Annotated in this window: 18 protein-coding genes and 1 pseudogene; 5 read left to right on the forward strand and 14 right to left on the reverse strand. The window is 44.8% G+C overall.

The window, feature by feature from the left end; genetic code table 11:
* The first annotated feature begins 286 nt into the window (after positions 1-286).
* Positions 287-448, forward strand: a complete 162-nt coding sequence (locus FU659_RS36255) for a hypothetical protein (RefSeq protein WP_222708492.1) — start codon at positions 287-289, stop codon at positions 446-448.
* Here FU659_RS36255 and FU659_RS06630 read toward each other — a convergent pair.
* The 6 genes from FU659_RS06630 to FU659_RS06655 all read right to left on the reverse strand — a co-directional run bounded on the left by FU659_RS06630 (position 441) and on the right by FU659_RS06655 (position 9,841).
* The gene (locus FU659_RS06630) at positions 441-1,790 is read right to left on the reverse strand and encodes a sulfatase-like hydrolase/transferase (protein WP_187273953.1); all 1,350 of its coding nucleotides are present in this window, start codon (positions 1,788-1,790) and stop codon (positions 441-443) included. The two genes, FU659_RS36255 and FU659_RS06630, sit on opposite strands and share 8 nt — an antisense overlap.
* A gap of 2 nt (positions 1,791-1,792) precedes the next feature.
* Entirely contained in the window at positions 1,793-3,664 is a 1,872-nt protein-coding gene (locus FU659_RS06635) for a heparinase II/III domain-containing protein (protein ID WP_187273954.1), read from the reverse strand.
* Positions 3,665-3,829: 165 nt separating this feature from the next.
* Positions 3,830-5,407 carry an extracellular solute-binding protein gene (locus FU659_RS06640; RefSeq protein WP_147946829.1) on the reverse strand — a complete coding sequence of 526 codons (1,578 nt, stop codon included), beginning with the start codon at positions 5,405-5,407 and terminating at the stop codon, positions 3,830-3,832.
* A 110-nt stretch (positions 5,408-5,517) separates the two neighbouring features.
* The gene (locus FU659_RS06645; protein WP_147946830.1) at positions 5,518-6,378 is read right to left on the reverse strand and encodes a carbohydrate ABC transporter permease; all 861 of its coding nucleotides are present in this window, start codon (positions 6,376-6,378) and stop codon (positions 5,518-5,520) included.
* Between the two features lies 1 nt (position 6,379).
* The gene (locus FU659_RS06650; RefSeq protein ID WP_147946831.1) at positions 6,380-7,297 is read right to left on the reverse strand and encodes an ABC transporter permease; all 918 of its coding nucleotides are present in this window, start codon (positions 7,295-7,297) and stop codon (positions 6,380-6,382) included.
* A gap of 246 nt (positions 7,298-7,543) precedes the next feature.
* A complete protein-coding gene (locus tag FU659_RS06655) occupies positions 7,544-9,841 on the reverse strand; it encodes an AraC family transcriptional regulator (RefSeq protein WP_147946832.1) in 2,298 nt (765 codons plus the stop codon).
* A 1,174-nt stretch (positions 9,842-11,015) separates the two neighbouring features.
* Between FU659_RS06655 and FU659_RS06660 the strand changes: the two genes are divergently transcribed.
* The 3 genes from FU659_RS06660 (at position 11,016) to FU659_RS06670 (ending at position 13,771) form a co-directional block, all read left to right on the forward strand.
* A complete protein-coding gene (locus FU659_RS06660; RefSeq protein ID WP_147946833.1) occupies positions 11,016-12,140 on the forward strand; it encodes an ABC transporter permease in 1,125 nt (374 codons plus the stop codon).
* Positions 12,137-12,814: an ABC transporter ATP-binding protein gene (locus FU659_RS06665; RefSeq protein WP_147946834.1), complete on the forward strand. Its 678-nt coding sequence runs from the start codon at positions 12,137-12,139 to the stop codon at positions 12,812-12,814. Before FU659_RS06660 ends, FU659_RS06665 begins: the two co-directional genes overlap by 4 nt.
* 594 nt (positions 12,815-13,408) lie before the next feature.
* Positions 13,409-13,771, forward strand: a complete 363-nt coding sequence (locus FU659_RS06670; protein WP_147946835.1) for a VOC family protein — start codon at positions 13,409-13,411, stop codon at positions 13,769-13,771.
* A gap of 58 nt (positions 13,772-13,829) precedes the next feature.
* Here FU659_RS06670 and FU659_RS06675 read toward each other — a convergent pair whose 3' ends face one another.
* From FU659_RS06675 to FU659_RS35215, 5 genes are all read right to left on the reverse strand, one after another.
* Positions 13,830-14,264 carry an Rrf2 family transcriptional regulator gene (locus FU659_RS06675; RefSeq protein ID WP_147946836.1) on the reverse strand — a complete coding sequence of 145 codons (435 nt, stop codon included), beginning with the start codon at positions 14,262-14,264 and terminating at the stop codon, positions 13,830-13,832.
* A 154-nt stretch (positions 14,265-14,418) separates the two neighbouring features.
* Positions 14,419-14,649 (reverse strand): hypothetical protein, encoded by a 231-nt coding sequence (locus tag FU659_RS35210; RefSeq protein ID WP_187273955.1) that lies wholly within the window; start codon positions 14,647-14,649, stop codon positions 14,419-14,421.
* A 64-nt stretch (positions 14,650-14,713) separates the two neighbouring features.
* Complete coding sequence (locus FU659_RS06685) at positions 14,714-15,262, reverse strand: GNAT family N-acetyltransferase (protein ID WP_147946837.1); 549 nt, start codon at positions 15,260-15,262, stop codon at positions 14,714-14,716.
* Between the two features lie 516 nt (positions 15,263-15,778).
* Positions 15,779-17,308 (reverse strand): MFS transporter, encoded by a 1,530-nt coding sequence (locus FU659_RS06690; RefSeq protein WP_147946838.1) that lies wholly within the window; start codon positions 17,306-17,308, stop codon positions 15,779-15,781.
* The gene (locus FU659_RS35215) at positions 17,305-17,442 is read right to left on the reverse strand and encodes a hypothetical protein (protein WP_187273956.1); all 138 of its coding nucleotides are present in this window, start codon (positions 17,440-17,442) and stop codon (positions 17,305-17,307) included. The genes FU659_RS06690 and FU659_RS35215 overlap by 4 nt, the downstream gene beginning before the upstream one ends.
* A 174-nt stretch (positions 17,443-17,616) precedes the next feature.
* On the opposite strand from FU659_RS35215, the gene FU659_RS06695 reads away from it, so the two are divergent.
* A complete protein-coding gene (locus FU659_RS06695; protein WP_147946839.1) occupies positions 17,617-18,069 on the forward strand; it encodes an Lrp/AsnC family transcriptional regulator in 453 nt (150 codons plus the stop codon).
* Here FU659_RS06695 and FU659_RS35220 read toward each other — a convergent pair.
* The 3 genes and pseudogenes from FU659_RS35220 to FU659_RS06705 form a co-directional block, all read right to left on the reverse strand.
* The gene (locus FU659_RS35220; protein WP_187273957.1) at positions 18,044-18,259 is read right to left on the reverse strand and encodes a hypothetical protein; all 216 of its coding nucleotides are present in this window, start codon (positions 18,257-18,259) and stop codon (positions 18,044-18,046) included. The two genes, FU659_RS06695 and FU659_RS35220, sit on opposite strands and share 26 nt — an antisense overlap.
* A 612-nt stretch (positions 18,260-18,871) precedes the next feature.
* Positions 18,872-19,276 (reverse strand): VOC family protein, encoded by a 405-nt coding sequence (locus tag FU659_RS06700; RefSeq protein ID WP_147946840.1) that lies wholly within the window; start codon positions 19,274-19,276, stop codon positions 18,872-18,874.
* 215 nt (positions 19,277-19,491) lie between these two features.
* Positions 19,492-20,430: pseudogene (locus FU659_RS06705) on the reverse strand (helix-turn-helix transcriptional regulator); the annotation flags it as partial.
* Positions 20,431-20,702: the final 272 nt, after the last annotated feature.

Genomic DNA, 20,702 nt, shown 5'->3' on the forward strand with positions numbered 1-20,702 from the left:
TTCCGAGAATATTAAAACTACATAAATATGAGAAATTCCCTTCAATCATCAATACTATAACGGAATCCCTTACCATTGCGCTAAGAATGATTCTGTCCAATGTGTGCAGAATAACCTTTATTCAAACTGGAAGTAAAAAATTAGTAGGCGCTACTAATGATTCGTTACCTGTGGCACTTCCCAGACATATCTCTGAGAGGCATTTGTCCAGATTATTCTTAAGTCATCTAGATCAAACCTTCATCCAATACATTCAGGAAGAAGAGTTCAAAAGTCCGCAAATTTATTGGTAAACAGTGAAATTGCCATTAAAGAAATTGCAAAAGTTACAGGCTTCGACTCCGTTCATTATTTTACACGCGTGTTTACCAATAAAATTGGCGTTCCGCCTGCTATGTTCCGCAAGTCTCAGTTCTCCGACAATCTAATTCCGGAAAGATTCAGCTGATAGCTCCCTCTGGCCGAAATTCCCGCCGCTGCTTACGAAAAGATTCCATCTCCCTCATATAGTCGGGATCACTGCTGAAGTTCGTCGTTTCTTCCGGATTGCGGCTAAGATCGAACAGAACCTCCGGGATGTCGGGACCATAATATTGATACTTCAAATGATCTTGTTTAATCATAATGTGATGCGGGCCGAACTGGGAGATTGTTCTATTGTCCCATGCGTGCTGGCTGCCCGTAAGCAGCGGCACCATGCTGCGGCTGTCAAGTCTTGGAGGGACAGGGATATCACTAAGCTCGCACATCGTTGCAAACAGATCACACAGGTTCACATTCTCCGCAACTATGCGGCCTCCATCAAAACCTTTGGGCCAACGAAAGATGAGCGGTACCCGTACGCTGCCCTCAAAAAATTTTTGCTTCTCCCAGACACCGTGCTCACCTAGCATTTCCCCATGATCGCTCGTATAAATAATGATCCAATCGTCCAGATTTTGTCCGGCAGCCTCCAGAGCCTTCAGGATGGTGCCAAAATGATCATCGACCGTTTCGATCATGGCGTAGTATGCGGCAACCGCCCGCCGAAGTTCCCGCTCCGATGCATCAACGCCCGGCCGTACTTGAAGCCTGCTGAGAAACGGATGGTCGAACACTTCCTGATCCTCGAAGGGCTTCACCCGGTTCAAATAATAACGAAATTTATCACCGTCCGCGATGTACGGATAGTGTGGCTGGAGAAGGCTTACCTTCAGCAGCAGGGGACGATCCGGCGATTCTCGATCATAATAAGGGTTAAGAAAATAATCATCAATGAAATTAGTCGCTCCGAGAACCGTGTATGCATCCATAACCGTATGTGGCGCCCTTCCGATTCCCGCACGCTTCACTTCCTTGGGCTGGTCCCATTTCATTACTCCAACCGGTTTTACAGCCTTGCCGCACGCTATTTCGTCACGGCCTTCGAGAAATGGAAGATCAACCTGCATCTCGCTCCCGATCCGCTGCATCCAACCTTGCATTTGGTCGGTCCCCATATGATGCAGCTTGCCGCAAGCAACTGTCGCGTAACCATATTGTGCGAAACGGCGGGCAAAGGTCATATGGCCTGGCTCCAGATCTTGCCCGTATGATTTGCAACCCGTCGTCTCTGGCAGTTGACCGGACATGATGCTTTGCCGAGCCGGGATACAGATCGGCGAAGGGGTGTAGGCGTTCGTGAATACGACACCGGTTTCGGCGAGCCGATCCAGATTAGGAGTACGGATAACGGGGTTTCCTGCAAAGGCGGTGGTATCCGCGCGATGTTCGTCACTCATAAGAAATAAAATATTCGGTTTTTTGTTCATTTTTATCCGTTCCCAATACGCATTGTCCATACAGAAGCGGAGACAGCGTGCTTAGCCTTTAAAGTGATTCTATACAAATAATCGCCCCAAACTGCCCGCAGTCTTTCATCCGTTAGCTTGATTGCCTCGCTTAACGCAAGAAGCGTGCTTCCGTCATAGTGAATATTCACCTTCTCGCCACTGGCATTCTGCAGCAATATGCTTCCATTGCTCTCAATCTGAGGCATACAAGGAGTCATCATGTGGATTTTAATATCGTCAGTCGCTTGAAGAAATTTAAAATCGTCCACGATCTCGATAAAAGCTTCTTTGTTTCTATAAAGGCTATAAGTTCGTTTCCACGAAACGATACCTGCTGCCTCCGGATAGGCGCAAGCGAGATTCATCGATATTTGCGCTTGTTCATGATGGACCTGATACTTGACCTCGCTTGCCTTATACGCAATGCCGGCCTTCTGTTGAACTCCATTAACCATAGGCACATTATGGTACGTTGACTGCATCGTCCAAATATCGTACCGCTCTGGACTGAACGTCTTGGCGGTATACGTTTCGACACCGATATCAATAAGAAAAGGGCTCCCGTCCGAATATACGAGGAAATGACCGATATCATTATGATTATGGCTCTCATCGTTATGGCCCCCTTTAACGGCCAAATACATACCACGGCTGGAGCCTTCTTGTTCCCTTGCTGTCATAACTTCGATACTGTTCATCCATACATCGCGAACAAATGGGGGCGTTTCTCCCATTTCCTTCATCTTTTCATCAACAAAAAAGGAAGGTATCATGCGATGCAGCGTCAGCCATCTAGAGAGCGGCGGTTTGTTTGTTTGGTACGCAGATGACGCTAATCTCACTAATTGCCGATCCCCAATCCGGGATCCGTATCGGTATACGATATCAGCTGCTATTTCAAATTGTGCGCTGCTATCAGCAAAGTTGACAAAGTTGGTACCGTCAATGTGAACTCTGTATAAGAAGCGTCCGATTTCTTTAATCAATGGCTCATTATACAAGTTCATCTTGCCTTGTGAAGCTTCATAAAGCAGTTCCAGACAGTCAAACAATGCTCCGCCGGCACGATCCCAGTAAACCGGACCTTCATCGCATCCGCCGTCCGTACTGCAATCGCTGATATACCGGTCCAGAGTTCGCATGACCTTTTCAATTCCTCGGTAACGACGCTCATCGCTTCTCTCCAGCAAAAGGAAAGCAGAAAGACAGTTGGAGTTGATCCACGGATTCCAGTTATTCATTTTACGGTTCGTTTCCAGCCCCATCCACCATAAATCGTTACGTTCCAGATACGGGTCGAAAATCCGGCGCTTCATTTCCATACGAATTCGACCACATATGTTGGGACTGACTGCATCCAGCGGTTTTTGCAAAAGGTAATGTGTTGTGGCCATTAAGCTTGCCGTCTCCCCGGCACACAAATCAATGTATTGGTCGGAAATATTAGGTATACAGTCATTGGAGCTTATTTTGGAAATGACCATATGAGGTGGAATCACCCAGGAGGTTTCTTCACAAATAGTCCAGATCCCATTCATAATCTGGTCGATAAAGCGGCCATCTCCCTCCATACATTCAGCAAGGACTAAGGAAGCCAATACACTCCTGCGTTCCTCGTATTTGTTCTGATATCGGACAACATTTCCATTTCTTGAATATTGTATGTAATCTACAGCCGTAATTGCCGGCCATGAAAAGCCAAGGTAACCTTCTCCCTTGGAAATCCAGTATGTTCGAATCGTATCCGGAATGGATTCCCATGTTGCCCTTTCTTCAACATTTGGGTACGGATAATAGCTTTCATACGGAGTTATGAGTCCAGAAATATCATTTAAATAGCGATCCATCAGCATGTCCATCACTTCTCCTACTTATGTATGAATAAAAAAACGACGGGTACGGACATCGCCGTACCTGCCGCTACATATCTTAGATCTCTTATTGAGTTGTTACTATCAAGTATCAAGCTCAATTTTACCTATGGTCGATTGCGGGTTCGCCGGTTTCGATGAAATTGGTTATTTACCGCCAGTCTTAGCTTTATAGGCATCGTTCACTTCTTTAGCTAGCTTCTGGAAGGAGGCGTCATCCATCATAGATTTAACGAACTTATCCCAATCGTCTACACTGTTTTTACCTACAAGGGTATTGATTTCATTGTCATTAATTTTCTTAAGGAAATCAGCGCCCTTTTCTCCATTCGTTGATGTATTGATACCTGCGGACGGATCCAATATGGAGTTCTTGCTGATCGCATCAACAAGATCGTGGTCATACTTGATGACTTCTTGTGGCATGTCTCCGTGTTCGGCTCTTGAATATTTGTTAAAGTAGCCAGGTATCCATTGACCGGGGTTCGTATACTGATTCGCCTTGCCGGCATCTGTCTGTACCACGATTGTCGGAATGCTGGTATCCGTATAGTCTTTATCCTTCACACCATATTGGATCTGCTTCCAGCCCTCAAGTGAATTGCCATAATCCATGACTTCCAAAATCTTCTTCATTTTATCTTCCGAAACTTTCTTGCTGATCATCAGTTGACCGAAAGAGCCTGTACTTTTTTCATAGTAACGCTTGCCGTCCGGAGCTGCAGGCAGCTCATAAGCAACTGCATCCGCTTTCGGATTCACCTTTTGAAGTTCTTTGATCACATTCGGAGAATTGTAAATGTCTACAATATTACCGACATACATCCCGATTTTCCCTTGAATGAACATATCTTTCAGCTGCTGGGCCTTCATAACCGGATAATCTGGCACGACTAAGCCATCCTTGAACGCTTTGCTCCAGTAAGTGAGCGCAGCCTTCATCTGCGGAGAAGCAAATGCCGGGGTTAATTGACCAGAGCTGTCTTTTGCCCAGCCTTGCATAAGAGCTCCATTTTGTGAAGAAGATGAGCCGAACATTGAGAAAAGGTATGTTTGAGGCGACGGCGTAGCAAATGATGCAAATCCGTAAGTATCAGCCTTTCCGTTTCCGTCCGGATCGTTTTTCGTAAAAGCCTCCATAACTTTATACAATTCGTCAGTCGTCTTCGGCGGCTGTAAGCCCAGTTTATCCAACCAGTCTTTGCGAATAATAAGCGATTCATGGCCATCCTGCGGTCTAACCCGCGGTATCCCCATGTTCTTGCCGTTGAACGATAAAGCGCTATAAATGTTAGGATCGATCTTGGATAAGTTCGGATAGTTCTTGATATATGGCGTTAAATCCCAGAATGCGCCTTGCCCAAGCGCTTGCGTCCAATTTTGTTTCGTAATGTCCCATACAACCGTCAAATCTGGCAAGTCGTTCGAAGCCAGCATGACGTTAACTTTATCGTCGTAATTGTTCGAAGGAACATACGTAGCATTGATTTTTACATTTAACTTTTGATTGACTTGCAGAATGCCTTCCAAATCATTTTTCGGCGAATCATTGTAAGTTGGCGAGATAATCGTAATTTCAGTAGGTGTTTTAGATTCCGCTGCTTTTGCAGATGTTGATGGTTGCGTATCCGTTGGTTTAGCGGTATTGCTGTTACCGCATGCAGTCGTGATTAACATAAGGACCGCAGCTGTCGTAAGGCCAGTCATTTTCAAAACCTTTTTCATTGGTTGTTGCCTCCTCTATTTTTCTTTCGGATGTTGCTGCCCGCCTTTGAAAATGTTACTTTTATTTCCATTTTTAAAGAAAGGCATCCCCCCTCTCAACAAATATTTACTTAACCCTTCACCGATCCAAGCGTTAAGCCCTTAACAAAATATTTTTGAAGGAACGGATATACCATTACGATCGGAACTGCTGAAAGCACGACAGCCGCCATTTTTACGGTTTCTGCCGGTATTACAGCGCTTGAAGCTTCGGCATAATCGGCTGGCGCAGAGCTAGCGGCCAACATTTGCTGCAAGACGACTTGGAGTGGACGCAGCGTATCCTTATTGATGTAAAGTACGCCATTGAAATACGTGTTCCAATACCCGACACCGTAAAATAAACTAAATGCGGCGATAACCGGGAGCGAAATTGGGAGAATAATCCGGAAAAAGATTCCGATATCCGAGCAGCCGTCTATTTCCCCTGATTCCTCCAGCTCTGCAGGCACGTCTTGGAAGAAGCTTTTCATAAGCAGCACGTAAAAAGCTGTCGCTAACCCCGGCAGCACCAGCGCCCAGAAACTGTTCAATAAACCTATATTTCGAATCAATAAATAGTTAGGCATGATGCCCGGGTTAAACAACATCGTGAATAAAATCGCAGTCAGTATGAAATTTCGGCCTTTCAATCTCTTGCGCGATAACCCATATGCCAATCCTGACGTCACCAAGAGTGCACAGACCGTACCGACGATCGTCAGCATCGTTGTGATAAAGAAGGAATTAATAAATTGGTTGGATGACATGATGTAACGGTACGACGCTAAACTCCAAGTCTTCGGAAACAGCATGACCGGCGTCGTCAAAAACTCATGCGGATCTGTGAAGGACACGATCGTGATGTAGATGAACGGCAATACGGTAGAGAGTGAAAATAAAAACAGTACAATATAGATAAAGATATCAAACCATTTGGAGGAACGATCCATCCTAATACACTCCTTCCTCTCCCATTTTCTTAGCGATGCGGTTGGCCGCGACGACTAAAATGAAGCCGACAATTGATTTGAACATACCTGCGGCCACGGCAAAGCTGAATCTCCCTTGCTGAACACCGACGCGATATGCATACGTATCGAACACGTCGCCAATGCTTTCTACAGGAGCGCTGCTCATCAGATACACCTGCTCGAAACCGACATCCATAACCGAGCCTAGTCGCAAAATGAGCAGTACGACGATGGTGGACTTAATCCCTGGCAGCGTGATGTACAGCAGTTGTTTCCACCGGCTTGCTCCGTCAATCTGAGCCGCTTCGTATTGCTCGGGATTGATGCCGGTCAGCGCCGCAAGGAAAATGATCGTCCCATATCCGGCGTCCTTCCAAATACTTTGCGACGTCAATAATAACCAGAACGTATTCGCATTCGTCAGAAAATCAATTTTCGTCCCGCCCGCCTCAACAATTAGCCCGTTAACGACCCCTGAGGACTTGCTTAGCAAAATGAAGGAAATACCAGCAATAACGACCCATGACACAAAGTGGGGCAAATATATCGCTGTTTGTACAAATTTCTTAAACCTTACTCGGCGCACTTCATTAAGCATCAAAGCCAAGATGATCGGTGCCGGGAAAAAGAACAGGATGTTCAAGAAACTAATCGCTAGCGTATTCCGCAGCAGCTTAAAAAAATCAGGATTCGTTAAGAAATCACTGAAATATTTGAAGCCCACCCATTCGCTTTTCCAGAACCCGAGGAACGGAGAGTAGTTTTGGAACGCTAACGACAAGCCCCACATGGGTCCGTATTTAAAGATGAGAAAAAAGAGTAAGCCTGGCGTCATTAATAAGTACAAATACTTGTCTCGCTTCAGGGCTACGCTCCAGCCCCTTAACCATAATGTCATATTCGTCACCTCTCATAGCTGCAAATGCAGATTTCATATATGCAATATACGATTCATGCTTTGTAGTCTACAAGACGCAATTGTTGCGTAGAGCTGCAACCCCCGTCAGACCAAGGCTTTGCCGGGTCGTGTCGCATTCCTTGCGGCAACGGGATCACCTTACAATAAATACGACATTTGAGAGGATACGATTTTATCAAACAAAAATAAAGCTTGCAGGACTTAATCCCGCAAGCATATAGATTGCTATGTTTTGACTGATTCCCTGTATTGACCAGGAGTTGTACCGACCTGTTTCTTGAAGACGCGCATGAAATTTTGACGCTGATACCCGACGAGAAGAGCTATCTCGCTGACCGGCAAATCGGTTTCCGCTAATATTTGCTTTGCTTTCTCAATACGATATTCCGTCAAATAATCAATGAAGACAGTCTGCATAATTTTCTTAAACCATTTGCTAATCTGGAACGTACTGACTCCGCAATAATCCGCGCATTCTTCAAGCGAGAGATCCCGATGATAATTGTCGTGAATGTAGCTTACGGCAGTCATCACCATTCGTTCATACTCCCCGTATCGATTTCCCTGAACGGAAGTAATAATTGGTGAAACCAGCGCTGTCAGAAACCATAGGTTAATCTCCTCGATGCTTTTCAACTTGCGTAAATGCGTATAAGGATCGTATTGTTCGAACAGTTGCTTTGGCTCCACTTTCAAGCTGTAAGCCGTTCTCATCGTAGCGGCAAGCAGCTGATTGTAGTATAGAAGCACGCCTTCCGGAGATCTCGCCTGCCTTCTAACTGTCTCCATGAAGTCGTTCAACATGCGCTCCGCTTCCTCTTGATTGCCAAGCTTCAACGAATTCTCGAAGTGCTGCTCCAGCTCCACGGGGTAGCTGCTGTCGCTGACAAGGCTTCCTTCTTCCTGCAGCACTTTATTCCTCCCCGTAATAATGCGAGACTCCAGAGCGAACATCGCTTGGCGGTACAATCGCGGAACTTCCTTCGTCTCATAACCGACTCCGCTCAGCCCGACCGTCACCGGGAGATGCAAATAATTTGATAGCATATTTCGCATGTTTTCAGCGAAAGCAAAGAAATCGGGTTCCTCCTTGTCCGCTCCCGGTGTTTCCGGCACATTCCATAACCAAGAGACCATACTGTCGTTAAATACGTTGACCGTAACGCCTAGCCAGCCACTCTGAGGAATAAATTCGTCAATAATATTTTTCATGGAAAAAAGCATAAGCTCTTTGTCACTGTCACGGAATTTTCCCTCATGGGCCTCATCCATATCGAACGCAACCGACAGCACAGCGAACTCTGCTTGATCCGGAAGCTGATACCGCTTCAATAGTTCGCCTAATTGCTTATTGGAATAATGGGCAAATTGGCCCTGCAGCAGTTGCAGGACGAAAGACTCCCGAATGATCGGCAGCTGATGCGACAGTTCATTCTTGAGTTGGGATGCCGTATGCTTGAGCTCCAACCAATTCCGATGGACGAACCCCATCTCATCGGAATCAATCTCCGCACCGGAATCACTTCTTATGCTAGCCAGCAATCGTTCCACAGGCCGGTAAATTTTTCGACTACCGAAGAATGAACCGCCGACGCTAACAAGGATGAAGAAGAAAACGATGCCCATCGTCATGAACGCAATGCCTCTAGACTTGGCGTTCAATTCTTTCACTGGAATCACATCGATATATTTCCAATGACTGTAGTTTGAAGTGATGCTTGTAACCAGATAGGAAGTACCTTTCCAATTAAAATTATACTTAGACTTCCCTTCGCCTGCCTGCAAAATGCTCTCATAGAAATTGCTTGGCTGAAGCTCATCCGATGTTGTTGTGACTAACTTCCCAGATTCGCTTACAACGAACATGTATTGTCCTTTATAGACAGTCGAATCCCCGATGGTTTCGCGGAATTGACTCGCGTCTACTGACGCGATGACCAGTCCGATCGGATCATTGCTGCCGAGAGGAAACTTGTTAACTAGTGTAACGCCTCTGCCCGTATCCGTGTTGGGCGTAACTGGGAATGTTTCATTTAACCAGCGTAACCGATAATTTTCTTTCATCTCACGGTCAAATTTGTCCCTGACAGACCTGTTTAAACCATCCGGTCGGATCGTCCCGCTCGTCGGAGAGACATACGCGATGTCCCGTATATAGATTGCGAGTTCGCGTAAATCCTTGTTCGTATTTTGAAAAGCCCCGAGTATCTTATACACTTTACCAAAGAAGTCGATCTGATCCACTTTCAAATCCACGCTGTAATCCGTAAGAAAATAAGGTGAGTTCAATATTTGCAAAAGATTGATCTGAATCGTCTGCAGTTTTTTATCCACATTATCAGAAGCGGACTTCAAAATCTGGTAATTAGCTTTGTTAACTTCGGTTTCTACAACGGACGAAGCATATAAGTAGCTGCCCAGTCCCGTGATGACAGTCGGCACAATCGAAATAAAAAGCGAGACGATTATCATTTTCCTCAGCATCAAGTTCTTTCTCTTGGAAAATAAATCCATAATTTTCATTTGAACGACTCACCTCATATGATGTTACAGTGCCTAAGTATACGTAGTGTAACCGATGCCTTTTGTCGCAAGCAAGGCTCAATTTTTGCGGACACTCCAAAATTTACTTCCAATTAAACGATATGGAGGAAACAAGTAATAGAAACGCGACCAGGGGCGATGGCTCCTGGTCGCATTTCTAACTTTAATGAAGATCGTGACACATACGAGCGCCGCTTGGGCCGTATCCAATTTCATGATTGAAATCACCCTGCCTATCTATTCAAAAAAGGAAGCCGCTTTGCTCCAAAACTTAGGAGAAAACCGCTTCCGTAGTAGGTGTCGACATTTACAATATAAAACTTGGCTGTTATCGACAAAACATCAAGCCAAGCGATTCAATCAAACTTGGGAACATTGACGTGAAGGTTACAATCGAAAGCTCAGGGATGAGACAAAAATGAATAATAGTGAAGAAATAAAGAGTCAGTTTTTCAGACATTATTTCGGAAGTAATCGTTAATCAACCATTTAAGTGCCAGTATCGCTAAAGGATGTAAGTTCTCGTCTTCGAAAAAGACAAGAACTTACATCCTTTAAATCAATAAAACCGCCCTGCGCGCTGATCTTTATAGATATATGTTCTTGTCCTCTTACAATTTTCTCTTCTTAATACAGTTGTCTCATCTAGGAGCTATTCCTTAGTATGATGTTTTTTGCAAGTGCGCATAAAAAATTAGTTCCCCGTAGGCTTTAAAACAAAAGGTTAAGCCAAAAAACTAAGACTGGACCTTCTCTTCTTCTCCTCATAAACTAGCGGTGAAAGCTGAATGCGAAACCAAAGTGCGAGGATAGCGGATAAAGCATGGAACCCCAATGGATTCCTCATACCCAGATATTTTTGTGCTCCAGCCATCCATGTACACCCATTGTCTCTCCGTGATCGGATGTCTATACGACGATGGTATCTTCCAGGCAGCCATGAGTCTGACGAACTCGTAGTCAGTCCCAGTCACCGCAGCAAAATATTCGCTCATCTCATACCAACGATGATGGGGTCTAGGATGTAGCAATTTCTATGGAAAAGGAATTCATGGGAATCGAAGTCATGCCACTACCTCAGCTGTAACTTGCTGTTCATCCGCCGTTCATTTTCACTTCCTATACTTAGGATATTACGAAGGAGGTAAGCAAAATGTATTTAGCTATTCGAGAAATGAGGTTTGCTAAGGCTCGGTATACGTTAATCGCTACAATTATGGTGCTTGTTTCATTTCTTGTTCTGTTTGTCACTGGTCTTGCACAGGGACTCGCGTATGATAACGCGGCTTCTGTTAAGAATATGGCTGCATCTCATTTTGTCTTCGAACAGGATTCTAATCACCGCTTCACTAGGTCTCAGGTCGATCAGAATCAGCTTAAAAAGGCGGGCTTAATCGTAGGAGAAGAGAATGCAGAGCCGCTTGGTGTGAAAATGACAACGGTTATTCCATCTGATGGTACGGAGAAGATTGATGTTACTCTGCTCGCAGTTAATATCAATGGCTGGCTGATGCCAACAGTAACTGAAGGTTTACCCCTCTCGGATCAGATAAAAGGACACGTTCTCGTTGATCAGAAGCTGTCCAATTCTGGAGTCAAAATAGGCACAATCATTGTCGATCAAGCTTCGGGAACAAAATGGACTGTAAACGGATTTGTGAAGAACGAGTCATTCAGCCATACACCGGCTGTTTTTCTAAATAAGCAGGACTGGCTTGATCTCCAGACGCAGACACTTACTCGTCAAGGAACTAAACCAGCAGATAGTCAAGTCTACAATGCGATTGCCATTAAAGACTCGAACGAAAAAGTTAAGGATCTTCAGGCCGCTCTGCCCAATACGGAGGTTATAACGAAGTCTGAGGCAGTGTCAGCGATTCCTGGTTACAAAGAAGAGCAAGGCTCTCTTATGATGATGATTGTATTCTTATTTGTAATCTCTGCTTTTGTACTGGCTGTATTCTTTTATGTCATCACGATCCAGAAAACCAGTCAATTTGGTATTTTGAAAGCCATCGGCACACGCACTGCATATTTAGCTAGGAGTGTGACGATGCAGGTTTTGGTCTTATCGGTCGGCAGTTTGGTCGTTAGCGTCCTGCTGGTACAATTGTTTGAGGCCGTATTGCCAAGTTCTATGCCATTTCAATTAGGTTTCTCCACCTTGGCACTTACTTGCTTGTCCTTTGTAGCAATGTCTCTGGCCGGTTCGCTATTTTCGGTGTGGAAGGTCGCCAAAATTGACGCTTTGGATGCGATTGGGAGGACAGCAGCATGAGAAACAGACTTGTATTACAGGCGATTACACGGACTTTTGAGGATGGCGGTATCGAAAGAACGATTTTGGATAAGCTAAATCTTGAGGTGACCGAAGGTGAACTGGTCGCGGTAATGGGACCTTCTGGCTCGGGAAAGAGTACATTTCTGTCCATAGCAGGAGCACTTCTTGAACCAACGAGTGGGGATGTTCTACTCGATGGAGAATCAATCATCGGCAAAGACAAGAATGAACTTTCTGAAATGCGACTTCGAAAAATCGGATTTATTTTTCAAAGCGCCAACTTAATTCCATACTTGAAAGTGGAAGAACAGCTGATGGTAGTAGCCAAGCTTGCCGGAATGGACAAGGAGAAGGCATCCAAACGAGCAAAAGAGTTACTCGATAAGATGGGATTGCCTCATCGTCGAACGGCATATCCTGATAAGCTTTCAGGTGGGGAACGTCAGCGGGTCGCTATCGCAAGAGCCTTAATGAATGACCCAGCTGTCCTGTTCGCAGATGAACCAACAGCAAGCTTAGATGCATCTCGAGGTCACGATGTAGTAAGCATGATCGCGAAACAAGTAAAGGATCAGCGAAAGAGCGCGGTTATGGTTACGCATGATGACCGAGTGCTGGCGCTTTGTGATCGAGTGCTTTTCCTAGAGAATGGGAAACTTATCAAAAAATAAGGCAAGCCTCCAAATTAATGCTGGCATGGTACCTAAACAATATCGAAATTGTAATTGAATTCAATTAGCCTGTGTTTTGTGAAAAATAAAGTATTAGACTGACCATAGAACTTGAAACAGCGCACGAAAATTGAGATCGTGTTGCCCTGCTGAGCGTTTGGCTGGGAATGATTCTTCCCTATGTAAAATAAAACTGGTTCATTAGATTTAACATCTAATGAACCAGTTTTTATTTAATGTGGTACCGGCGAGAGGACTCGAACCTACACGGTGGTAAGCCCACACTGACCTGAATCGTGTATGCGATTCGGAATCTAACGGAAAATAAGTCCATTAATGAGAAGTTAGAACTCGGCAAAAGCCTTGTAAAATCAAGGTGTTTGCCAGGTTCTTCTCGTTTTTTCAAGCCCCGAAAGGGGGCTGAGCAATTTATTAAAATGAAGCTATTTGGGGACGTTTGAGAGAACTCGGAGAGAATCAAAATTCTTGAAGAATCTTCACCAAAAAAGTTTGACAAGATCAAGACAATATTATATAACTATATTAGTTATAACCACTATAGTTATATGTAAAATTAAAATTTGGGAGGTTAATATGAAAATCACAGATCATTTTATCCCCGTCTTTACCAATCAACTGGATACAACCGTTGCTTATTATGAATCTCTTGCTAACCGACCTATGGATCGAAGATGGGATATTCCCGAAGCTGGCTTGTCTTTAGCCACAGTATATCCTTACGTTATCGTATCTGGAAGTCCGGAGGCCTTGGAGCCTGCTAGATCACTCCGTGCCGTAGTGTACGTTGATTCCATGAACGAATTGAAGGACGTATTAAAACAGCAAAATACCCTCATAGTAAGGGATCAGCATGGTCCTATTGGTCCAAGCATTTTTGTACAACATCCCGATGGCAGTTTTATTGAATATGTAGAGCCTGCTCAGGCTACTGTTTGACTGGCACAAATTTAAAAGATGTAAAATAAAGCTGCTCCACAGCACGTAGGGAGCAGCTTTATTTTACATTCGCTTTTGTCCGTAATTGCTCAACAATCTGAGCCAGGGTAACGGAAGCCAGTTCATACTCCATTGCCATCTGCGCATGAGAGAGTTGTGGTACAAGAACCGATTCAATGTTCATGCCTACAGAGCAATTGGGGTCAGGGTCCTTATGAAAATTGAAAAGCTGGTTTCCTTCCACGGATTCGACCGCCCGGTAGATATTCAGTAGGGTTAATCTTTCGGGAGATACTCGAAGGGAGGCCCCCGCAACTCCAGCTTTTGTTTCAATATATCCTGCTTTTTTGAGCTGTGCCATGATCCGTCTAATTACAACAGGGTTACTATTGATGCTTCGTGCTATTCGATCACCTGTACTATATAGCGGGTCCAACGTAATCATCGAGAGAATATGGACTGCCATCGAAAAACGACTGCTAATTTGTTTCATCTACTCACCCTCTTTGCTACACAGTATAGTTCCAATTAAAGAACAGGTCAATCGACAAACTTTTCAGTCTCTTTAAGTTTATCCATCTGAATTAGAATTGACTTGTACTTTCTGTCTGTCAGAAATTTTTTCATACTGAACTGGTGAATCTTCCTTATTGGCTAATAATGTGAACATGAAGGAAATTCAAGAATGGCTCGGCCACAGTCACTTCTCGACCACAGTAAATATTTATGTTTTTTCCCCTTAGCATGCCAGCTGCTGTCCTGTTGAATACAGCTTCCGCGCTCCCTGTATCGGCATAAATTTGCAGGATGTCATTTGCGGCTAAAGGAAGCTGAATAACGCTGCCAAGCAAGCAGTACCCCTGTTTCGACAGATTCATAGATGCAACGGCAGATAAGTAGGAATCCTTTTCGTTCCGATTTCTTCAGATAATTGAAGCAATTTTAGTTAGTCAATAGTTTTTTCTCGAATAGCTTGAAGTCTCCCTCTTGCCCCATATATTGGTATCGATTACTCTCGTAAAAAGAAAATAGTTGAGGGTTACTGGCAATACAGTCTAAGCGTATCACCTTCTTATTCCTAAAGCTTATAGCCGAATCACACCAATTCAAAAGAGCAGATCCCAGCCCCGAATTTGCACGCTTTCTGCTAATCGTAAGTCGATGCAAATAAATTGCTTCATCATCTACATAAGCTTTACTTCCCCATAGCTGATAATCCCAAGTACTAGGTTGACGTTTCAGTATGACGACTCCTAGGATTTCATTGTAATGCTTGCATACAAACACTTCTTCTTTTTGGATTGAACCTACAGTATTGTGAGAATCATGTCCTTTCAATAGCTCGCCCCACTGCTGAGAACCTTTACTTTGAAGCCATTTGGCTGTATCTAGTAGAAGGGACATTATTTCATCTGCTTCTTCTTTCTTTGCAACACTAACAGTGTAATTACCATCTATATATGGGTTTATTATAGTAATGTCGGTTTTCATAAGTGGAAGAACACTCCTTAGTTGTTTATAGAGTAATATCTTATGCTTTCCTTTTATTATATCTCAATCAAACTCCGTTTCAAATTGCTGAGAACTACATGTTGATGCCTCTGTTCCACAATGGTGGGGTTACTGAGCAACTGCAACCAGTTGCACTACGAGAGCCAATGAAGATGAATAGCAATATTATGTCAGCAGACGAGTCGAAATGATTATGGTCTCTTATAAACTCCTATACAACTAATGAGCTCAAGCACGAAAGGATGCTTGAGCTCCATTAGAGCAGGTAAATGTGGCTTATTTACGAGGGCACTTTTCTAGCTTGTACAGGCGTAAGGTAGCCGGGGTCACTGTTGATCGGTGATGATTAAACCAGTAGACATCGTCGCGCAGCCCGAACAACCCGTGATCCATGACTCGTCTTTCGCGGGTAACAACATCTCACGCTCGCCCAACGAAAAGCTGATGTATTGCTAGAAGATACTCACAAGTAACCACCTGCAGGCGCGATGCCCTTCACACTCTAGCTGCTCTTTTGGATCCAAAAATCATAAAACTGATCGTGGCCAAAACCCACACGCCAATGCCACCATAGAGCATCACCAAGCCAAAGCCGTGCACAAGAGCTGCATGGACCACGGCTCCGGACGCATCCAGAGAGGACAGTTCTGGCAAACCCTGCTTGAGAGATGCAAAGTTTCCGGCGGCTATTTTCTCGGCCAAAGTCCGCAATTGCGTTGTATCGAGAGTCCCTGGAAGGGCTCCCCGCAAATAAGACAGGATGCCTTCCTGCAAAATGAATCCCATCACGGCGATGTTGATGGCTAGACTGATCAATCTGGCACTCATGTCTATACCGGAAGCCATGCCTGCACGGGTAATCGGAACTGAGCCGGTAGTCGTGTTGGTCACAGGCGTGTTGGTCAAGCCCAGCCCGATACCAGCCAACAGGGAACCCGGGAGCATGGTCAGCCAGTTGGCGTGATCGCCTCCACTGCCATATTTCATCAAAATGAAGCCCAGGCCGATGATGAAAAGACCCAATGGGATAACTATACGCGGCTGATATCGTAGCGAAAGACGCTCTGCCAATGGCGGGATCACCAGGGTAGGCAGCGCATAAGCCAAGAGAGACAGGCCTGTGGCTACAATGCCATAACCAAGACCGCTCTGAAAATAAATCGGCAGATAGATCATGAATGGCCAGAAACTGAAATTCATGCCGATGGAGCCAAGGATAGCGCCAGAAAAATTGCGTATCTTGAATACGGAAAAGTCGAACATCGGATGGGCGCTGAGCTTTTCCACAAAAAGAAAAATAATGAAGCTTGCTGCCGTTGCAACAAGAATGCTGATGGATGCTATGCTGGTAAAGCCTAGTTCGGGTCCTTGTGTGATTAAGTATGCCAAACCAAAGACCGTCAACGAAAGCGTGACAATACCGATAACGTCCAGCTTTTCCGCTTGCGGATCACTGGATTCCTCCACACCCCCAAAGACAAGGATCAAAGTAAGGATGGTAAGCGGGACGTGGACCAGAAAAACCCAATGCCAGTTCAATACGGCCACGATCATCCCCCCGATAATGGGTCCAAACCCGAGGCCGATACCGAACACGATCCCCCATGTTCCAAAGGCTTTGCTGCGTTCTCGTCCTTCCTGAAACCGATGCGAAAGAATGGCTATCTGGCAAATCTGCATCGCACCAGCACCCACACCTTGAAGAAACCGACTGACGATTAGAACCGATGTGCTTTGCGCCAAACCACAAATCAGGGATGTAATGCCAAACAAAATGAGGCTGATAATAAAAATGCGCCTCCTTCCATAACGGTCAGCTAGGGACCCCACAGCCATCAGAACCGTCGCACAGGCAATGGTGTAGGCATTCATAATCCATTGCATATCCTTGAGATTGCCATGTAATACCTTTTCCAGGGTTGGCAGTATCACTGGCACACTGGAAATTTCGAGGCCGAACATTAGCGCGGACAAACATATCGCGGACAATGCGATTATATTTTTGCTGGAATGCGAGAGAGTCATTGAGAGTACCCTCCAAACTTAGATTTGGTAACAGCACCAGCCAGCTTTTTTTCGTCAATTGTACAATCAATAACCTCATCAATACGTGCCTGTAAATCTTCTGTACCTGCCTTATTTAAATCGTATTTGCTCATTGCTTGCCATTCCTCTCTGACTTCTCATGTGTGAATCGCCCTTATTCATGTGAGTCTTATTATATAATTTAAATCGTTCATTTTACATAACACATTAAATCAAATATGATGATTATACAAAGTAATAAAAGTTATTTATTTAAAACACCTTAAATTTAAAGGAGCACACTCAAAGTGGATCATGTAGACAAACAAATCCTCTTCTATCTTCAAAACCAGGCAAGGATTTCAATGACTGAACTGGGTAAAAACGTGGGGTTGTCCCAACCTGCTGTAACGGAACGAGTTAAGAGGATGGAAGAAAAGGGAATAATCGAAGAGTATCGTACCGTCATTTCTCCTGAAAAAATTGGGAAGCATGCGGCAGCCTATATGTTGTTTCGGACTAGGGACTGCTTGGCGTTTCTTGATTTTGTCCATGCATCTCCCCAAGTTGCCGAGTGCCACCGCATAAGCGGAGAACACAGTTATTTATTAAAAGTAGTGACGGAATCCACACGCACGCTCGAAGAGTTTGGCAACCAGTGCGATAAATATGGAACCTATACAATCCTGATTGTCATGTCTTCACCGATCGATCATAGTCTTCTAATTCATTCTCTCAAAGAAGCAAATGGAGTTGACTAATGCCAAGCAGAAATTCCAATAAACGCTGCATACAATCCATCAACAAAGCTGTGAAATGAATGTATCCTGCAGTTTTTTTCTGCGGCTCAATCGTTGGTAGAGCGTCAATTGTTCCAAGACTATGGGTTTTTTGGTCTTTGATTACTTGTTCTGCACGATGGGGCTCGAGCATCCCTGTCAGAAAGCTCATTCAAGTTCCATTTTCGATCTTCAACACCCTACAATTTTTAGATAAGAATTATTTCCTAGATTAACGACTACAATGCAATCAAATTAAAAGAGCCCAAGCATGTTCTACGCTTGAGCCCAAAAAAAAGAGGTAAATGTGGCTTAATTCAACAATTTCTTATGAGTAACACACAGCACTCCACATGTGTCGAGACAACGGATTTTTGAAACTATTGTGGATTTCTATGCTGCTATCCTCAAATACTTCGACCTTGTGAATTAATCGATGAAACACTTCTCGAAGGATTTCTTCATCCGAAATTTCCAGTTGAGTAAAACGCTGAACTTCTAATTGGAACGCATGTATGGAGCCTTCGTTTTCCTGTTCCTGGGAAATGATGTTATCCAATTCCTTTACCCTTTGAATATTTCATCGTCCCGCGTCTTGTTCAGCAGTTTATCAGCAAGCTCCATACGATCTTTTTGCAAATGCCTCAGCTGCTTATTTACTTCATTCAATTCCTCTTTAGCTTTTCACATTTGCTCGTTTTAAGGCATTCTGCACTAGATGGCCATATATTTTACGAATCGTTGCCACTCCCTAAATTGATGCCTCACTCACTTTAACTGTCCGTCAACGCCTACCGCTGAACCGTTTGATCGCTTCCTCGGTCACTGGCTCGAAGAGGTTAACGAGGTTGCCGTCGGGATCGCGGAAAAGCACAGAACGGTTTCCCCACGGCATCGTGGTCGGTTCCTTTACCCAATCATCGACAAATGGCTTCAAGCGTGCGTATTCGGCTTCGACATCGTCGACGCGGAACTCGATGATGACAGTGTGATTGTTGGCCGCCACTACGGAACCAGCGCCGAATAGTTGCGCCGTCTGGGAGTGGCCGATTGCCAGGGTGCATGATGGCACAACGAGTTCGGCAAAAACGGGCGCGGGGCGCTCCGCCGAAACACCCATGACTTTCTCATAGAACTCGACGAGACGATCCACGTCGTCGGTAATGATGCGCACAGAAGCGAAATTCACAAGATATCATCCTTCCTATAATAAATAATACAATACCGTATCATATCGTGGGCCAGAACCAGCGAAGCTTCCTTAAGGGGCAAAGTAGCTGTAAAAAATAGATTGGCTATGTCCCCCAACCGATGCAAGACGTACTTCGCATTTATTCTCACCACTCCTTTACGTTTACATACCCGATTATAAAACAACGCTACTGACAACGTTATGTCAGTACGTTTTAACATTTTTTGGGCTTCCTCACGAATCCAATTTCGGAATGATTCAGGTTCCAATACTATCACACCCGCTCCCCAGCCAAGCACCCATTGCAACAATTCATCCAGTTGACGAACGCGTAAGACCACATGCAATCCATCTTGATGCTCTTCCATATCCTCCATGTAATGATAGTTCGATTCCTTCACCTTATCTGCGATGTCATGGTTAAATCGAAGGCGAACTCGCAAGTGGCGATCATCCGGAGGGGTATACTCCCTTAAGTTAAAATGCGCCGGTAGTTCGAATCGTTCTTCCAGATCGATGAGTTCGGTCATTCGGGACAAACGGAAATGGCGAATGTCTTGGCGTAGATCGCAACGGGCCACGAGCATCCAAGATCCTTCAACGAGTACCAGGCCATAGGGAGCGACGGTACGATCACGATGGTGATTCCCCTTGGAATCCCCAATCCCTTTCGAATAATGAAATCTGATCTTTCGTTCATCTAATATCGCTCGACGGATCTTTTCGAAATATTCCCTTTCTTTTGACAGCGCGACCCGTTTACCGGGAGTGAGCAAGCGCAGCGCCTTACGCACACGAGAGGTCTCATTGCGAACGCTCTCCGATAGAATGGCCTCGATTTTCCTCCGAGCGGCTTGAGCCCTGACACGATACTCATCATCAAATCGTTGCTCGATAAAGTCCGTTCCTATAAGCAAGGTCACGGCTTCTTCTACCGTGAAACTGATCGGCGGCAGGAAATAGTCTTTCATTAAAGAATATCCTGTGCCTGGGGCACCTATAATCGGCACGCCCGCTTCACTAAGTGCCTGAATGTCACGATAGATGGTCCGCACGCTGGTTTCGAATAGGTCCGCCAAATCTTCGCCCCGTACCACTTCTCTGCTTTGCAGCTCCAGCACGATGGCTAATAAACGGTCTGTTTTGTTCATTGGCTGCCCCCCTTGAAACTTAATGCTGTTCATCAAAAACTTGCCATTACTTGTGGCAAGGTTCTCCGCGATTTACCTTAACTGCTCGTCCCTCGGTTTTAAGGGTTTATCTCGCATATACTCACTCATTCGCAGGATTTCGTCGCCTTGGGATACAGATGCTGTTCGATAAGTAAGCTCATTAGACATCATTAGACACCGTTATTCCAATCTTGGGCATGCGGGAACAGAAGAAGCGTATGGAACATTTCTCCAAGTGTTATTCTTCTGCA

The sequence above is a fragment of the Paenibacillus sp. N3.4 genome (assembly GCF_008017805.1).
In the GTDB taxonomy this organism is placed as follows: domain Bacteria; phylum Bacillota; class Bacilli; order Paenibacillales; family NBRC-103111; genus Paenibacillus_E.

What these genes read in the sequence shown, in the direction of transcription:
- FU659_RS06650 (WP_147946831.1), bottom strand. Translation starts at nt 7,297, where the DNA reads ATGACATTATGGTTAAGGGGCTGGAGCGTAGCCCTGAAGCGAGACAAG.
- FU659_RS06670 (WP_147946835.1), top strand. Translation starts at nt 13,409, where the DNA reads ATGAAAATCACAGATCATTTTATCCCCGTCTTTACCAATCAACTGGAT.
- FU659_RS06645 (WP_147946830.1), bottom strand. Translation starts at nt 6,378, where the DNA reads ATGGATCGTTCCTCCAAATGGTTTGATATCTTTATCTATATTGTACTG.
- FU659_RS06655 (WP_147946832.1), bottom strand. Translation starts at nt 9,841, where the DNA reads ATGAAAATTATGGATTTATTTTCCAAGAGAAAGAACTTGATGCTGAGG.
- FU659_RS35210 (WP_187273955.1), bottom strand. Translation starts at nt 14,649, where the DNA reads ATGAATCTGTCGAAACAGGGGTACTGCTTGCTTGGCAGCGTTATTCAG.
- FU659_RS06635 (WP_187273954.1), bottom strand. Translation starts at nt 3,664, where the DNA reads ATGCTGATGGATCGCTATTTAAATGATATTTCTGGACTCATAACTCCG.
- FU659_RS06685 (WP_147946837.1), bottom strand. Translation starts at nt 15,262, where the DNA reads ATGAAAACCGACATTACTATAATAAACCCATATATAGATGGTAATTAC.
- FU659_RS06690 (WP_147946838.1), bottom strand. Translation starts at nt 17,308, where the DNA reads ATGACTCTCTCGCATTCCAGCAAAAATATAATCGCATTGTCCGCGATA.
- FU659_RS06640 (WP_147946829.1), bottom strand. Translation starts at nt 5,407, where the DNA reads ATGAAAAAGGTTTTGAAAATGACTGGCCTTACGACAGCTGCGGTCCTT.
- FU659_RS35215 (WP_187273956.1), bottom strand. Translation starts at nt 17,442, where the DNA reads ATGAGCAAATACGATTTAAATAAGGCAGGTACAGAAGATTTACAGGCA.
- FU659_RS06665 (WP_147946834.1), top strand. Translation starts at nt 12,137, where the DNA reads ATGAGAAACAGACTTGTATTACAGGCGATTACACGGACTTTTGAGGAT.
- FU659_RS06675 (WP_147946836.1), bottom strand. Translation starts at nt 14,264, where the DNA reads ATGAAACAAATTAGCAGTCGTTTTTCGATGGCAGTCCATATTCTCTCG.
- FU659_RS06660 (WP_147946833.1), top strand. Translation starts at nt 11,016, where the DNA reads ATGTATTTAGCTATTCGAGAAATGAGGTTTGCTAAGGCTCGGTATACG.
- FU659_RS35220 (WP_187273957.1), bottom strand. Translation starts at nt 18,259, where the DNA reads ATGAGCTTTCTGACAGGGATGCTCGAGCCCCATCGTGCAGAACAAGTA.
- FU659_RS06630 (WP_187273953.1), bottom strand. Translation starts at nt 1,790, where the DNA reads ATGAACAAAAAACCGAATATTTTATTTCTTATGAGTGACGAACATCGC.